The organism is Paradesertivirga mongoliensis (assembly GCF_024436395.1).
Lineage (GTDB): Bacteria > Bacteroidota > Bacteroidia > Sphingobacteriales > Sphingobacteriaceae > Paradesertivirga > Paradesertivirga mongoliensis.
Window position 1 is genome coordinate 763,793 of record NZ_JAFMZO010000002.1, and the last position, 15,771, is coordinate 779,563.

Genomic DNA, 15,771 nt, shown 5'->3' on the forward strand with positions numbered 1-15,771 from the left:
GACAAAAGCCCATTTCGAAAGCTGGAACTAGTAAAAATGGGGACCGTTTTTAACCCGGCAGTGCTCCAACACTGCCGGATTTTTTTTCCTAAATTTTTCTCATATTTTATTGGTTTGGTTAGTTAGTACATCCTTTTCCGTCAATCACAATATGCCCCTCTTCAATTCTGTATTTTGCTTCTACAGCCTGGCAGATTAAATCAAGCTTTTCGTATAGCTGCTGTTTAGAAAGAGAAGCTGTCAAAGGGCAATTACCCATCCTCTTTTCATCATAATTGATTTTGATATCATAAGCTTCACTAAGTGCTGCAACTACTTCAGAAAATGGGGTATCTACAAAATTCAGCTTTACTTCTGCCACCTCCATTGAAAGCGTCGTTGGAACCGCAAGCTTCTTCTTAATCAACTTGGTAGCGCTTCTGTAGAAGGTTACCTGCTGATTAGGAGAGATCAACACTCCACCGTTCGCCACGCGTTCCAGGGTTTTCGATGAGATCGAATTTTCCGACACTCCTGATCCTGCGAATACAGAAACTTTTCCGGTGTTAACCGTTACATTAAATTCCTTATCTTCTTTGTAAGCTCTTACAGAAAAGCTCGTGCCCAGCACTTTGGTAATAAGCTCGTTGGTGCGTACTATAAACGGTCTGCCGGCATCTTTTGTAACTTCAAAAAAAGCCTCCCCTTCCAGATAAACTTCCCTTGCAGACTTAGAAAAACTGCTCGCATACCTGATTTTACTACCTTTCTTCAAGACAACGGTACTGTTATCCGCTAAACGAATGATCCCGGGCGTAGTAACTTCCAGCACCACCGGAATTTTAACCGCAACCTGAGGGTTTGAACCAGGTAGCGGCTCATCCCGCTGGTATATCATCGCCGCTATACTTGCAATAATTAAAGCCGCAGCGGCAACCCTTAGCCAATCTTTGCGATACCAGCGAAGCTGCCTGATATTTGTCTTCTCTTCCTGGACCATATTCGCCGAACTTACCAGTTTATGAACAAGTGAGGCCACCTCAGCCTGACTCAAGTCGCCGGACGGTTTAATTTTTAAAGAAGAAGCTATTTCGATAGCCTGATGATATATTTCGGCTTTATGCGGGTAAGTCTGGGGCCAGGCCGACCAAAAATCATCCATTTCGGGGAGCTTACCTGTAGCCCAGTCTACAAACGAATCGTCTGATAGGAAATCTACCAGGTCGTAGTCAGTATAATCTTTTAGCATTTAGTTTATTGTGGTTACTAAATGTATTATTCAGAAAAAAGGAAAATCTACTGATGAAAATGGAAGAAAAATGAAAATATTTTCTAATCAACTGTCTGTCAAGACAATAAATTAAAAACCCGTAAAGAAATCACAATCAAAAGGGAGACCAATTGTGCAAACCAGGCCTGTTTAAGCTGCATGATCGATTCGCGGAGCAGGTTATAAGAGGATTGCTTACTTAGCCCCATAATCTGTGAAATGCGCGTATGATCCAGACCTTCGTAAAACCGGAGGTATAAAATTTCGTTTTGCCTCCTGGGAAGTTTGTTGAGGGCGGCAGCAATTTTCAGGCGGACCTCCTCTGTGGTTTGACTTTCGATAAGTTTGCTCTCGATATTGAACTCGATCTCAAAACAGTAATCGTCGTCTAACGCTTCAGAGCTGGTCCATTTCGACTTTTCGTGAAAAATTCTCAGGCGGAGAGATTTAAGGAGATACGACTTTACAGAAGGCGTGGAATTTATGTTAGTTCTCCGGTTCCACAACTCAAAAAAAACGTCCTGAATACAGTCTTTTATAAAATCACGATCCTGTACGAAGCGAATGCCATATCGAAATAAAAGGTTCGAATATTTCTTGATCAGGGTACTATAAGCTATAGCACTTCCTGCTCTGAAATCATTCCAAAGTAATTGATCATCCTCACTTGCTTTCTTTCGGATAGGCACTTCAAAAATTAAATTATGGCGGATTGGTTTAATACAGTAAAATAAATATAGCAAAAAAATTACACAGGGACCGAAATTTAGCTTGAAAAAAAAATCCGGATACCAGAAACCATAAATCCCGACACCCATCTGCCGGGCTAAAACAAAGATATCTTGAGCACAACAAACCACATAAGCCCTTATCGGTTAACTAGGTGTATGAAAATTTTAGTTATTGAAGATGAACAAGCCATACTGGATAATATAGTTTACGCACTTGAAAGCGAACACTACCTGGTTGAAACTGCAGACACTTATTACTCTGCAATTCAAAAGATCCAAACCTATGTGTATGATTGCATTTTACTCGACATCTCTTTACAGTATGAGCAAACCGGTCTGGATATCCTCAAAGAACTTAAACAACTAAATAAAGCAGAAGGCGTAATTATTGTGTCAGCCAGGAACTCGCTCGATGATAAGTTAATCGGACTAAACTTAGGTGCTGACGATTATTTACCCAAACCTTTTCATATTGCCGAACTGCTTGCCCGTGTAAAGTCTGTTATCAGGCGAAGAAAATTTACCGGAAACAGTTATATCCATGCTGGCAACCTTCAAATAGACACCGAACAACGCCAGATTTTAGTAGACGGCCAGCCGTTTACTACCAACCGCAAGGAGTTTGAGGTTTTACTGTACCTTGTTACCAATAAAAATCGGCTCGTAAACAAATCAGCGCTTGCAGAATACGTTTGGGGCGACCACATAGATGGTGCCGATAACTTTGACTTTATCTATTCACAGATTAAAAACCTGCGAAAAAAATTAAAAGAAGCCAGGGCAGCGATCGATATTCAATCGATCTACGGTGTAGGCTATAAGCTCTTTGCCGAATGAAATTACTTAACTATACATCGGCCTATTTTTCATTCATCCTTATGATCATTATTCCGATATGGGCTGGTTTATTCTATTATGCTATGCTCGATGAGGTTTATGATAGCATGGACGATGGCCTGGATAACCAGCGCTTGCTGATCATTTCTAAAATAGTAAAAGATAGTACAGTGTTAAATAAGGAAAACTTTGAAGAGGGCAACTATTCTATCTCGCCAACCTCTGAAACAAAGGCTCGAAAACACAAAGACATTTACCTCGATACGCTCATGTACATGCAAAATGAAAAAGATTATGAGCCTGTCAGAATGCTGCAAACCGTTATTAAAAAAGACGACCGATATTATCAAATGCGCGTAATTACGTCTATGGTAGAAGAAGACGATTTAATTACTGAACTAACCAACGCCCTTTTATGGTTGTATTTTGGACTAGTACTAACCATAATCATTCTCAACAACTCTTTACTTAGAAATATCTGGAAGCCTTTTTATCTCCTGATTAACCAACTTAAAGCTTTCAAGCTTAATAACGCGCAACCCCTGGTACTCGCTAGAACGAATATTGATGAATTTAATCTGATGCAGGACACTATACAGCGCTTCCTCAATACTAATGTAGCCGCTTATAACAAGCAAAAACAATTTATCGAAAATGCGTCTCACGAACTTCAAACGCCACTGGCAATCGCCTTAAACAAACTCGAACTGCTTGCAGAAAACAACCACTTAAACCCATCCCAGGCAGACCTTCTTCATTCGGCATTAAATAATCTGGAGCGGCTAAAAAGACTAAACCAATCGCTGTTGCTGATTTCAAAAATAGAAAACGATCAGTTTGACAAAACGGTGGAAGTCGACATTAATGCACTTACAACCACACTAATTGAGGATTTTAACGAACAGGCAGGCTTTTACAATCTAAAATTAAACCTGATCAACAGAGGCTCATGCACCTGGATGATGAATCCCGACCTCGCAGACATTCTCATCAGTAATCTTATAAAAAATGCCATCAAACATACTGCGAAAGGGAATAGCATCGACATCATTATCAGCGAAGGCCAGTTCGCGATCGAAAACTCCGGCGAAAAACCTTTAGATAAACAGGTTATTTTTCAACGGTTTTACAAAGGCAGCTCGTCCTCAGAATCTACCGGCTTAGGATTAGCTATTGCACGGGCTGTATCTTCGGTAAGCCAGTTAACCCTGGATTATATATACGACGGAAAGCACGTTTTTAAAATAAATAAAAAGGAATAGTGTTATTCCCAATTGTTTCCAAATTTGGATTGCACCTTTGGTAATACACTATCTAACTATGAAAACGTTAATATTTATTACAGGCATAATCGGTGCATCGCTGATGGCCTGCAGCGACAATATTCGGGCAACTGATGTGCCTTCGGTGGTATTAAACACTTTTAAAACTCAGTTCCCTACTGCAGCTAAAGTAGAATGGGAAAAAGCTGAAGCCCTTTACGAAGCAGAATTTCAGCTCGAAAATACCGCTCATGCCGTTCGGCTTACTGCCGATGGAAGAATGGCCATGCAAAAAAAGGAAATCGACGCCTCCCACCTTCCAATCACTATCCAGTCACTGCTGAAAAAGAATTTCGGAAACTACCTTGCAGAAGATATTGAACAGGTAGAAACCAACGGATTATCTTACTATCAGATCGAACTTGAAAAAAATGGAAAGCCGGATGAAAAGCTAGTTTTATCATCTGATGGGACCGAAAACACCTCTTTGCCCTTTTGGGATTAACAATTAATGATCATCTAAAAAAAACGTTATGCGCACAGCAATTTATATCGTCGTGTTTATTATTCTGTCAATCGGAATAGCATTTACTATTCGCTCTACAGATATTGAGAAAGTTGTGATTGACAGAAACGATAAGAAGGAAAAAAAAGATAAAAAAAATAAGGAAGAGCCCGCAGGAAGTCCAGACATCCAGGTTTTGAATAAATATGACGTTCCTTCAGTTTTAAAAGAAATTTCAGCGCTTGTATACCTCGACAAAAACCGCTTTGCCTGTGTTCAGGATGAGTTGGGCAAAATTTTTATTTACAACAGTGATACGCAGAAACTGGAGAAGGAGATTCCATTCGCTGCTTCAGGAGATTATGAGGGCCTGGCTATTGTAGACCAAACTGCATATGTTCTACGTGCAGACGGTCAAATCTTCGAACTTAAAAATTATCTGGACGAAAAGCCCTCTGCCCGCATTCATAAGACACATTTGACCTCCATGCATAATACTGAGGGATTGTGTTATGATAGTAAAAACAATAGGCTTTTAATTGCTATTAAAGATACCGAGCCCCAAAACAAGCAATATAAGGGCATATATGGCTTTAGCTTATCAAGCATGAAAATGGAAAAGGAACCTGTCTACAAAATAGATTTGAACAGTGCTGTCTTAGAACCGTTTAAATCTAAAAAGCAAGGATCTCAAATGCAGCCTTCAGCAATAGCCATTCACCCGAAAACCGGCGACTTATACATTACCGACGGTGCAAAGCCCAAGCTACTGATTATGGACCAGCAGGGTGCTATAAAAACGGTAAAAATATTAAGCTCAAAAGAATTCAATCAGCCGGAAGGAATTAGTTTCAGTCCTGAAGGCAGACTGTTTATTTCTAATGAAGGAAGTAAACAGCCAGGAAATATAGTAGAGGTGAAGTATCCGACCCTATAATCTCCGATGCAATTATGCTCTTAATGGAAACTTCCGGATTAATAGAATGGGGCGGATTTCTGCTCATTGTTGCCTTTGTATTTTTAGAAACTGGTTTATTACTTGGTCTTATCGTACCGGGGGGTGAGTCCTTACTGTTCACGGCAGGATTACTTGTAAGTACCAATACCCTGCAGGTCAACATCATAACGTTGCTTTTTTGTATTATGCTTGCCGCTATTGCCGGCGACATTTCAGGCTTTTATATCGGAAGAAAGTTCAAAGACCGCCTTTACCGAAAAAAAGATACATGGTATTTTAAAAAGAAATACCTCGAAATGGCCGAAAAATATATCGAGAAGCACAAGAAAATGGCGTTGATTTTTGGGAAGTTCCTACCCATTATCCGGCCGTTTAGTCCGGTGATTAGCGGCACAACCCGTATTCCCTTAGCCGGATTTATACCAATAACATTGATTGCTGTGCTGCTATATGTAAGTGCTTTTACCCTTACGGGATATTTTCTCGGGTCACAGTTTCCGCAAATAAAAAATTATCTGGGCTACATCCTTCCCATTAGCATACTTGTGGCTTTAATTCCGGTGATAAACCAAATCAGAAAGCGTCGATAAAAAAAAAGCGGGAAAAGGCTAACCCCTCCCCGCCACGATCAACAAAAAAAACTTTAATTATATCCAAAGTTCTGACCGAATTCTTCTGCGTTTTGTAACGACTGCATTTCGGCAATAGGAATGGGCCTCAATCTGTGAAAGTCCTGTACCTTGGTAATATCAGGGTTCAACCGCTTAATGTAAGCAGAGAACGATTCATTATCATTCGCTCCCGGAGTGGTATTCTGTCCGTTTTTGATACGTTTCACATCAAACCATCTTAAATGCTCTCCCGCTAGCTCTCTGGCTCTTTCGGCAAGAATAAAATCCATATTGATATCTGAAGCTCCCACCTGCATCAAGGCGGTGTAATCAACAGGAGCTTTCTTTGCTGCCCTGGTACGCAAAACATTAATCATTTTAGCGGCTTCTCCGGGATTATCCAGATTGTACTCCGCCTCGGCGGCGATAAGGTACATTTCTGCCAGTCGCATTACAATGATGTCTTTAGTACCTGGCTGCACATTAGCTGCACTTCTGTCCGGATCACGATATTTAATCAGGTTAACGAAATTATTTCCGTTTTTAATAGTGCCATCTGGATTATAAACCTCATCACGATCATACACTACGTAGGTCAGCTCACGCTCAATTGCATCTGCAATACTCTTCTTTGTGATAACCATGGCCAGGTCGCCAACTTTTAATTGCTTACCAACTACATTGGAAGATTTCCGGTAGGTATTGGCATGTGCCGCTGTCCAGGTATAGGGAGTATTGGCTAACCATTCCTCTTGAAAAGAGCCGTAATACCTGGAATCCATTTCCTCGTTATAAAAATCGAGAAGGGACCGCGTAGGCATTAGCCTTCTGTTATTTTCAAAACCATATTCAAGACTTTGCACCAACCCCGGCTTTCCATTGTATGGGGTTTGAAAAACATGAAACAAACGATTGCCATTGTTATCGTAGTTCATTTCGGGCACTACCGAGTTGCTGATCACGTATAAAGCTTCTCCTCCTGCTTTACCCAAAAGCTTATTATTAGAAGGCTTCCATAAGTCTGCGTAGTTGGGCATCAAATCAGTCTTCAGCTCTGCTTTACGGTTGATAACATCTTTAGCCGCATCTCTGGCACGGGTAAAGAACTGAGTTCTTTCTGCCCCGGTTGAGTAATAAGCTCTTGATAGAAGAGCTCTTGCCAGAAAGCCCAGAGCCGATTTTTTACTTGCTCTGCTATACTCCGCTCCCCATTCAACAGGCAGATGCTGCGCGGCGAACTCCAAATCGGATATGATGAGGTTATACAACTCGGCGACAGAACTGCGTACAGCTGTTAGCTCCGGGCTGTTAGTTTCGGTAGTTCTTAACATTACCGCGCCCCAGGTTTCTACTATATGCCAATAAGCAAAGGCACGCATAAATCTAAGTTCACCTTCTCTTCTATTTTTTTCGAGAGTATTTACAAACCCTGCATTGTTTATACGATTGATACCTGCATTGGTAATATTAACGGTTTTCCACAAATCTCTCCAGGCAGCCTTATTCGGATTTCCGTCGGCCGCCGACAAGCCATCATACTGTGTCAGCTGACGGCCATAGGTGTTTTTATCGCGATTGTACCAGAGGTCGGTGCCGGATTCCGACATAAAAATGCCATCCTCTTTTCCATACCAGGCCCTTTGTTCAGCGTATGCTGCGTTCACCACCGTGATAAAACCTTCGGGCGTGATCCATGCAGCGTCTGCAGTGGCGTTCGAAGGGTTATATTCTTCAAGTTTATTACAAGCTCCCAATCCTGCCGCAAGTGCAATGGCGAAAGGGAATACTCTTAGTCCTTTAATTCTCATAATCGTTAATTTTTATTTCTGCCCTTTTACAATCCTAAGTTTATACCGAATACAAACTGGCGGCTAAGCGGAGAAGACTCCGAGCCTCCCCTTTCAGGGTCGTAGTCCTGAACCAAATGACTCTTGGCAACTGTCAATAAATTATACCCGGTAGCATATATTCTTAAATTATCTACCAGAAACCGTTGTGATACCTTTTTAGGTAAGGTGTATCCTAAGGTCACATTCTTAATTTTGAAGTACGACCCGTCTGTAAAGTTCAAGGTTTGGTAACCTTGATAATTGGTCAGATTAGCCTCGTTCTTTCTTGGGCGCGGAAAATCGTTTGTTGGATTCTCAGGTGTCCAATAGTTAATAAAAGCTGGACCATTACCTAAACCTCCCGGATTGTAGCGTCCAAGGAACTCAGCATCGAGCATCTGGCCATATCTCGCGAAAACAAATACGCCAAGGTCAATACCTTTATAGCTGAAATTATTCTGCAAACCACCCACCCAATCAGGAACCGTTGAGCCGATGAAGGTTCTGTCATTAGTTGCATCTATAATAAAATCGCCGTTCAAATCCTGAAGTTTGATATCGCCCGGCTTGAATTGATTACCGGTAGCACTGTTCACTCTGTATTTTGCCGCTTCTTCAGCTTCATGCGTTTGCCAGATACCCAATTTCTTATAGGTATAAAAAGAGTTGATCGGATGACCTAAAAGAAGCGATTCGCGCTCGGCTGCGGTGGCAAGAATGTTCCTACCATCTAATAACCCTGTGATTTTCTCCTTATTTCTGCTGAAGGTGAGTGTTGAATTCCATTTAAATGCCGGACCCTGGACATTACGCGAGGTAATTGCCAGTTCAAATCCGCGGTTGGATGTAGAAGCAATATTTTGAAGAACGTCAACCACGCCTGTAGACTGCGGCAAACTTCTTTTGTATAAAATATCTGAAGTCTTGGTAGAATAAACGTCTGCAGTCAAAGTTATCCGGTCGTTTAGCAAGCCAAGATCTAAACCAAAGTTGGTGGTAGCGGAACTTTCCCAGCCCAGTTCCGGATTACCAACTGTAGCGTTGAACCCGTACATTGGAGCGGAAATCTCCCCAAAACTCATTCGGGTACTGTAGGTTAATCCGCTTTGAGTTCCGTACGGATCGATTACATAATTCCCTGACACTCCATAACTTGCCCGCAACTTAAGATTACTGATCTCTTCAAGAGAGGACATAAATGATTCTTCCGAAACGTTCCAGCCAATAGCCGCCGAGGGGAAAAAAGCCCACTTATTTCCATCAGCAAGTCTCGACGCACCGTCGTATCTGCCCGTAAGAGTTAAAAGATATTTACCCTTGTAACTGTAGTTCAACCTTCCGGCATAAGCCATATTCTCCCATTTTATATATGGCGAGCTGATGTTCCTGCCAGTTACACTGGTACCGTTGAGGTTGTAAAAAAGCTGGGAAGGCAGCAATTGGTTGGTTCCTGAAGCAGATAAGTTATCGTTGTCTTCGCGTAAATAACTGGTAATTCCTGTCAAAGTAAGGTTGTGATCATCCGCGATCGTTCTGTTATACGTCAGTATATTATCCCAATTCAGGTAGCGCCTGAACTGGGTCGACGACGACGTGAAGCTTGTCTTGGAGCTGTTTTGAGCCAGCGATGTGGCATCGTTATAAACCCCTCTCCTGTTAAAGTCTAAATTACTACCGAAATTAGAGCGGAAAGTTAAGCCTTTAAGGGGGGTAAGTTCCAGGTACCCGTTAGCGATAACATTTGTGCGAATGTTATTATCGCGTGCCACAAATTCGGTTCTTTCATCCGCAAGTGGGCTTATCCTGGTTCTGTCAAAATCTATAGGATACGTACGTATCATACCAAATTCGTCGTATGGTACTCCGAGCGGGGTGATCGATGAGGCTACCGATAATGGATCACGTCTGTTATTCTGGTTGTTGTAAGTAACCTGACTAAGAATTCCGGCTTTGGCCCATTTGCTTATTATCTGGTCGACGTTAAACCGGCCATTATAGCGGTTATATTCATTGTTACGCAGCATACCCTCCTCTTTAAAATAACCTGCAGAGGCAAACACCTTCGTTTTTTCGGAACCACCGTTCACCGAGATAGTATGGCTTTGCTGAGTTCCGTCCTGCACCACTAAATCAACCCAGTCAACCCATTGACCGGCCTGTACTGCGGCGTATTCTCCTGCAATATCAAATAACAGTGGGTCGTCTTGCGGCCCGGTCCAGGTGGGTGAACCTGACGGAGCATTCTTCCAGGCTTCCCTTCTCAGGTTCAGGTAATCTTCACCTGTGCGGGATTCGGGAAAAGTATATTTGTTAACACCAAAGTATGAGCTATAAGACACTCTCGCCTTTCCGGCAGATCCTTTTTTGGTGGTAACAATGATAACACCGTTAGCACCTTGGGCTCCATAAATTGCGGTTGAGGAAGCATCTTTAAGCACCTCTATAGATTCGATATCGTTAGTATTTAATGTACTGATATCGCCACCTTGAAATCCATCTATAATGTATAATGGTGCATTTCTCTCGGCCATCTTGTCTTTAGTTGCTATCGATTTATTTCCCCGTATAGTAATATTTGCACCGCCACCGGCCGCTCCGGTTGCTCTGGTGATATCAACACCCGCCACTCGTCCCTGAATGGCTTCAATGGCATTATGAGTCGGCGCCTGAACAATATCTTCCGCTTTTACAGAAGCTACCGAGCCTGTTAAATCCCGCTTTCTTACAGTACCATACCCAATAACAACCACCTCTTCCAAAGCAGCGGCGTCGGTAGCCAATCTAACCTGAACACTCCGCTGACTGACGCTTACCGCAATTTCCTGTTGTTTGAAACCAAGGTAACTGATCACCAGCGTTGCACCGGCTTCACCCGGAACGTTCAGGGCAAAGGCACCGTTGATATCGGTGGTGACACCAATATTGGTTCCCTTTAACTTAACACTGGCCCCTGGCAGCGCCTCGCCACTTTCGTCGGTAACGGTACCGGTGATAGTGTAGTCTTGCGCATTCTGCGAAGCAGTCGATTTAATAACAATCATCTTATCAACCACTTCAAACGTAAGAGGCTGATTCTGAAGCACCTGCTTCATCACCTCTCCTACTGTCGAATTATCCGCAAATACTGTGACCTTTTGATTCAGATTAATCTGGTCATGTCTGTAAAACACGGTATAATCGCTGGTCTTTTCTATTTTCCTCAGCATTTCTTTGACCGTTGTGTTCGTCTCACTGAGGTTGAAAGAACGTTGAGAATAACCGGCTGCATGTATTTGCATCGCTCCGGCGAAGATCAAAAATGTAATAAGCTTCATAGCTCTTAGGATTTTTCGCCCGATAGGAATGGCGAATAGAGAATTTCTACACAAAAAAATCATAAATTTGGGTTAGTTATAGTTAATACGTTGCTTCCCCAAGCGCGGGTATTAGCTGTTAATTCAAGAACTCCGGGATGTTCGAGCATCCCGGTTTTTGGTTAATAGTAGTTTTTTCTTAAGTCATCGTCGTCTTTTAGATTAATATTAATTGGTCGGTTTGCTTTTAAAATAGTAATACGATTACCATCTGTGTTATATTTTATCGGAGTGTTTTCTTTTATAACTTCGAAAACAGTCGAAATATTTTCGATGTTCTTAAAAGTTCCTGTGTATTGATAGGCTTTTAATTCCTGGTTGCCAAATACGATCTCTACATCGTAACGCCGTTCCAATATCTTACAGATTTCCTCGAAAGTCTCGCCCTCAAAAATCAAAAAATCATCCTTCCATCCATTGTATTTTTCGATCTGTGAATCAGATATCTGCATAACCTTAACCGGCTCGGCAGCCCGAATTCCGGCTTTGTTCCCAGTGGGTTTATTTTCGTCGGTATTGATTTTAAGAACCTGGTTTGCATCTAAAAAAACCTTGCTTTCTAAATCAGAACCCTGAGTTAATTTTCCCTCTACAGATACCTTGCCTTCGACTACCGTGGTTTCAAACACCTCATCTTCGGGATAGGCTTTAACGTTGAATACCGTACCAACATCCCGGATGGTAAATTTGTCGGTCTTAACCAGAAAGGGAATTTCCGTATCCGTTTTAGCGATATAAAAATATGCCTCTCCCACTAAAAAAACATCGCGGTCCGTCTTACCAAAATCCCTGGAATAAGTAATCTGGCTTCCTGCATTAATCCAAACAGTGCTACCATCAGGCAATACCAGTTTTTTTGTTAATCCCTTCGGAATGCTAAGTTCGATCAGCGTTTCCGGAGGTTTAGTTGAGATAAAATCGTACACAGCAATTGCACACGCGAAAACAACAAGAGCTGCAGCTGCAAGTTTTGGCAGGAATCGCAGCCGTCTGTACACTGGTGTTCTGTCTGACGCTTTCGCGCGAAACAAAGCATAAGCACTTTCTACATCAACTATATCCCTCTCTGCATATAAACTGCCGTGCCATGCCTCATAGAGTTCAAAGTAATATTGTTCATTCTCTGGCTTGCTTCGAATCCATTCCCTAACCTCTGCAGATTCGGTTTCATCGGCCTGGCCCGTGATATAATTTATAAGCGAAATTTTAATATCTTCCCTCATGCGATCGGATATAAGACAATTAAGGGAGCTTATACCCCCAAAGAAGAAATATTTTTTTTTTTAATCTGCAAGAAAGTCTACCGGGCGATAAACAAGTGTTTGAGGCAATGCCGCAATTTATCGAGAGCGATAGTCATATGGCGTTCGACGGTTTTTGGAGACACATTTAGCTGCTCGGCTATTTCCTTGTTTTTAAGTTGTTCGAAGCGGCTCATCTTAAAAACCTCGCGGCATTTTTCTGGAAGAGCAGCAATTGCATTTTGTACTTGTTCTTCCAACTCTTTTTGAAAATAAGGATTTTGAGCAGAGGCCGGAATTTCGGTAAGCATATTATGTTTCGCCAGGTAGTTTACGTACTCACTTTCGACCTTTTTATGCTTCAGGTAATTTAAGCACCGGTTTTGAACCATACGGTACAAATAAGCATTCATGGACGTAGTAATCTCAAGGCTTTTACGCTGTTCCCAAAGACCGGTAAACGTATCAGAAACAATCTCCTCTGACACTTGAAGATCGTTAACAAATTTGTTGGCAAAAAAAGAGAGCTTTGCATAATAGGTTTTAAAAAGGCTTTCGAATGCCTTTTCATCGCTTAATACAGTGGTATCTTCTGCCCGGCAATCATCACTTATCGTGTACGTAAACGCAGTCGTCGACATCTATCTTTCCTCGTCTTGTTAATGTTCAGAGATTAGCTGGCCTTAAATGGAGGAAGCGCTTGGAAGCTCCGCAAAACAAATTTAGTGAAGCAGGGCTGCAATTATCTATAATATCCTTTCCTACTATTGTACGATATTTTCATTGATCGGGATTTAAATCACAGACCGGTCGAAAATTAAATTTTCCAAAACTAACCTAAACCTGAAATGTAGTACAAGCAGGTTTATAATTGGTTAGCTAAACGCCTGCATCCTCCCTGTTTGCAGGCGTTTGCAGAATCTACACTTCCTGCAGTGAGCCCACGCAGATTTTAAGTGCCGTAAACAACCGCATTGAACTTGAACTCTAACTCTGCTCAGCACTGCTTTTAACGGCCAGTAAGCCAAAAGAAAAGGTGAGAGAAACAAAGATGAGTTGATATATAAAGAGAAATAAAATAGTGGTTAAGAGGAGGGGCACTTTCGAGCTTTGCTGAATTAATTCAAATATATCATCACGGCCAAACTCCTTGATTAAGGCCGAGCGACTTCCATATTGCGAAAGAAGTTCTTTTAGTTCGCCATTTTCCCACAAAGGAAAAAATACAGGAGTAGATCTGAACACCTCTTCTACAAGAATGCCGTACAAAAAGATATAAGAAAAGAGAGAGATTATAAAAAGTACCACTCCTAATATAGCATTTTTCGTTACCGCCTTTGACGATTGTCGAATAATAAACTTTCGATTTAACCATAGCAACATAAGTGTGATCACTCCCAGGGCTTCTATAATGCCCGCAAACAATGCCTTTGAAGAATCAGGAGGCACTCCTACTTCGCTTATCATAACTGTAATTCCCGGAACTACTGCAAAAACTCCCGATGCTGTGGATAAGATTACAGACAAACTTTTCATATCAAAAATTCACAAAAACAGGCTGCTTTGCCGAGACAGCTCTGGGCAGTGTACGATGAAGTAAGGTCTTATACCTGCCGTTCAGTTTAAACACTACCATAAAGACCCGTTCATCAACATATACGGGCAAATCTGTTAGGCCTCCGTTCACTCTCCAGTTTCTTTCTACAGTGTCGTAATCAATAATACCCCCTGGCCGTTCAATCTTAGAAAGCCATGTCCGGTATGGAACCAGAAATGTTTCGGCCCCCCGGGGATTAGATTTTAACTCCAGCTCAATATTTCCGGCAGTAGTTCCGTAACGCATTGACATAGTATCAGGCTTTATTATAATTTTAGCGTTCGACTTCCGCCCGGCATTTCCCCAGCCAAACAATCCACCCCCTCCGGTTCGCGAGGATTTGGAAACCTCCTTTCCGACATTTTGATATATAAGTGAACAGTTAATATTTGCATGAAACCTGGTGATATGTAAAGGTATCTCGGCTTTAACAAAATAGCCGCCGGAGTCGGCATCTAAGGGCGCGATAATCCCGCTTTTCCAAATAGTTCTTCCCAAGGAATCCAGGGATTCCAGGATGAAACCTTGGACCATTTTATCCGGCTTATCTACGTAACTGTTGCTTATGTAAAGGAAGTTTGTTACAAGGCCGTTCAGCTTCGCAATCGAATCCGGGCGAGAGCTGGTCTGGCTATAAGCAGATAAACTCAAGAAAAGGGCGAGGTAGCCCGCTGTTATAATTTTCAAAGGTTTCATAGGTATAAATTTTAAGCAATATAAAATTTATACCTGTTATTTAAAAGACATCTGGCTCATTATCAGAGCAAAATATTTTAATTAGCGAAGATCTCTGTGGGCTAGCTTTGGAGATGCCAGGCACCGGCTGAGGAAACAATAAATCATCTCTTAAATTATTCAAGCAAAATTTATTACAAAGAAGACAGGTTCGCGTGTTCTTCCAGCAAAGGGATTAGATCGTGTACCGAATTGGTGGACTTTAGGATTTCACCCTCTTTGTCAATCAACAAATGCATGGGGTATGCATTCACCTGTAGCTGGTCTTCCATATACTTACCCATATCGGGCACAACCAAGTAATTAAACTTTTTCTTTTTCAAAAAATCTTGAAGCTCTTGTTTGCCATCAGACGCTAAGCTGATAAATAGTATATCTCTCCTGTGTTTATACCTGTTAACAAGGGCGTTTAACTCCGGAAATTCAGCTATACAGGCTCCGCAACTGATAAACCAACATTTTACCACAAGCAATTTCCCTTTCGTATTGATCTCATTGTAAGACCTTCCATCCAAATCGGTGAAACTATATACAGGGAGTTTTTCGCCTTGCAGCGTTTCGTGCCGTATTTCTGTGCCGGCTATTTGCGAAATCGTCCTGCTAATTGCTTCATCCGGCTTACTTAGCCTATGCAGTTGGTACACGGGCACAGAATCGATCAGCATTGTTTTAAAGGCAACGAACTTGCCGGTTGCCAAACGATCTAAAAAACTATTCTTGTCTATGTTCACAGAGTCGGCGTCAAGAGAAATGAAATTTCGACCCAGATGGATGTTATTATAGGTATAGGTATACCACTTCATCGGGTCTTTTAATAGGTCATTCCGGTCAACATTAAACCGCCGGCCTGACCCGGATTCGAA

At 41.8% G+C, this 15,771-nt stretch carries 14 protein-coding genes; 5 read left to right on the forward strand and 9 right to left on the reverse strand.

Features of this window, described 5'->3' with window-relative positions; translation table 11 throughout:
* Positions 1-118: 118 nt before the first annotated feature.
* Positions 119-1,228: a FecR family protein gene (locus J3P43_RS09460; protein WP_255901512.1), complete on the reverse strand. Its 1,110-nt coding sequence runs from the start codon at positions 1,226-1,228 to the stop codon at positions 119-121.
* Between the two features lie 98 nt (positions 1,229-1,326).
* Positions 1,327-1,938, reverse strand: coding sequence for an RNA polymerase sigma factor (locus J3P43_RS09465; RefSeq protein ID WP_255901514.1), 612 nt, complete (start codon positions 1,936-1,938; stop codon positions 1,327-1,329).
* 198 nt (positions 1,939-2,136) lie between these two features.
* Between J3P43_RS09465 and J3P43_RS09470 the strand changes: the two genes are divergently transcribed.
* Genes J3P43_RS09470 through J3P43_RS09490 form a run of 5 tightly spaced genes read left to right on the forward strand, consistent with a single transcriptional unit; the run spans position 2,137 to position 6,132 of the window.
* Positions 2,137-2,817, forward strand: coding sequence for a response regulator transcription factor (locus tag J3P43_RS09470; RefSeq protein WP_255901516.1), 681 nt, complete (start codon positions 2,137-2,139; stop codon positions 2,815-2,817).
* The gene (locus J3P43_RS09475; RefSeq protein WP_255901518.1) at positions 2,814-4,079 is read left to right on the forward strand and encodes a sensor histidine kinase; all 1,266 of its coding nucleotides are present in this window, start codon (positions 2,814-2,816) and stop codon (positions 4,077-4,079) included. The genes J3P43_RS09470 and J3P43_RS09475 overlap by 4 nt, the downstream gene beginning before the upstream one ends.
* Positions 4,080-4,137: 58 nt before the next feature.
* A complete protein-coding gene (locus J3P43_RS09480) occupies positions 4,138-4,584 on the forward strand; it encodes a PepSY-like domain-containing protein (protein WP_255901520.1) in 447 nt (148 codons plus the stop codon).
* Positions 4,585-4,612: 28 nt separating this feature from the next.
* Complete coding sequence (locus J3P43_RS09485; protein WP_255901522.1) at positions 4,613-5,521, forward strand: SdiA-regulated domain-containing protein; 909 nt, start codon at positions 4,613-4,615, stop codon at positions 5,519-5,521.
* Between the two features lie 23 nt (positions 5,522-5,544).
* Positions 5,545-6,132 carry a DedA family protein gene (locus J3P43_RS09490; protein ID WP_255901524.1) on the forward strand — a complete coding sequence of 196 codons (588 nt, stop codon included), beginning with the start codon at positions 5,545-5,547 and terminating at the stop codon, positions 6,130-6,132.
* A 53-nt stretch (positions 6,133-6,185) separates the two neighbouring features.
* Here J3P43_RS09490 and J3P43_RS09495 read toward each other — a convergent pair whose 3' ends face one another.
* From J3P43_RS09495 to J3P43_RS09525, 7 genes are all read right to left on the reverse strand, one after another.
* Positions 6,186-7,961, reverse strand: a complete 1,776-nt coding sequence (locus tag J3P43_RS09495) for a RagB/SusD family nutrient uptake outer membrane protein (protein ID WP_255901526.1) — start codon at positions 7,959-7,961, stop codon at positions 6,186-6,188.
* A gap of 26 nt (positions 7,962-7,987) precedes the next feature.
* Positions 7,988-11,296 carry a TonB-dependent receptor gene (locus J3P43_RS09500; RefSeq protein WP_255901529.1) on the reverse strand — a complete coding sequence of 1,103 codons (3,309 nt, stop codon included), beginning with the start codon at positions 11,294-11,296 and terminating at the stop codon, positions 7,988-7,990.
* Positions 11,297-11,457: 161 nt separating this feature from the next.
* Positions 11,458-12,558, reverse strand: a complete 1,101-nt coding sequence (locus J3P43_RS09505; RefSeq protein ID WP_255901531.1) for a FecR family protein — start codon at positions 12,556-12,558, stop codon at positions 11,458-11,460.
* A gap of 77 nt (positions 12,559-12,635) precedes the next feature.
* On the reverse strand, positions 12,636-13,217 hold the full coding sequence (locus J3P43_RS09510; protein WP_255901533.1) for an RNA polymerase sigma-70 factor: 582 nt from the start codon (positions 13,215-13,217) through the stop codon (positions 12,636-12,638).
* Positions 13,218-13,563: 346 nt separating this feature from the next.
* Positions 13,564-14,112, reverse strand: coding sequence for a hypothetical protein (locus tag J3P43_RS09515; RefSeq protein WP_255901535.1), 549 nt, complete (start codon positions 14,110-14,112; stop codon positions 13,564-13,566).
* A gap of 1 nt (position 14,113) precedes the next feature.
* Positions 14,114-14,869, reverse strand: a complete 756-nt coding sequence (locus J3P43_RS09520; protein WP_255901537.1) for a hypothetical protein — start codon at positions 14,867-14,869, stop codon at positions 14,114-14,116.
* Between the two features lie 173 nt (positions 14,870-15,042).
* Positions 15,043-15,711 (reverse strand): TlpA family protein disulfide reductase, encoded by a 669-nt coding sequence (locus J3P43_RS09525; RefSeq protein WP_255901539.1) that lies wholly within the window; start codon positions 15,709-15,711, stop codon positions 15,043-15,045.
* Positions 15,712-15,771 lie beyond the last annotated feature (60 nt).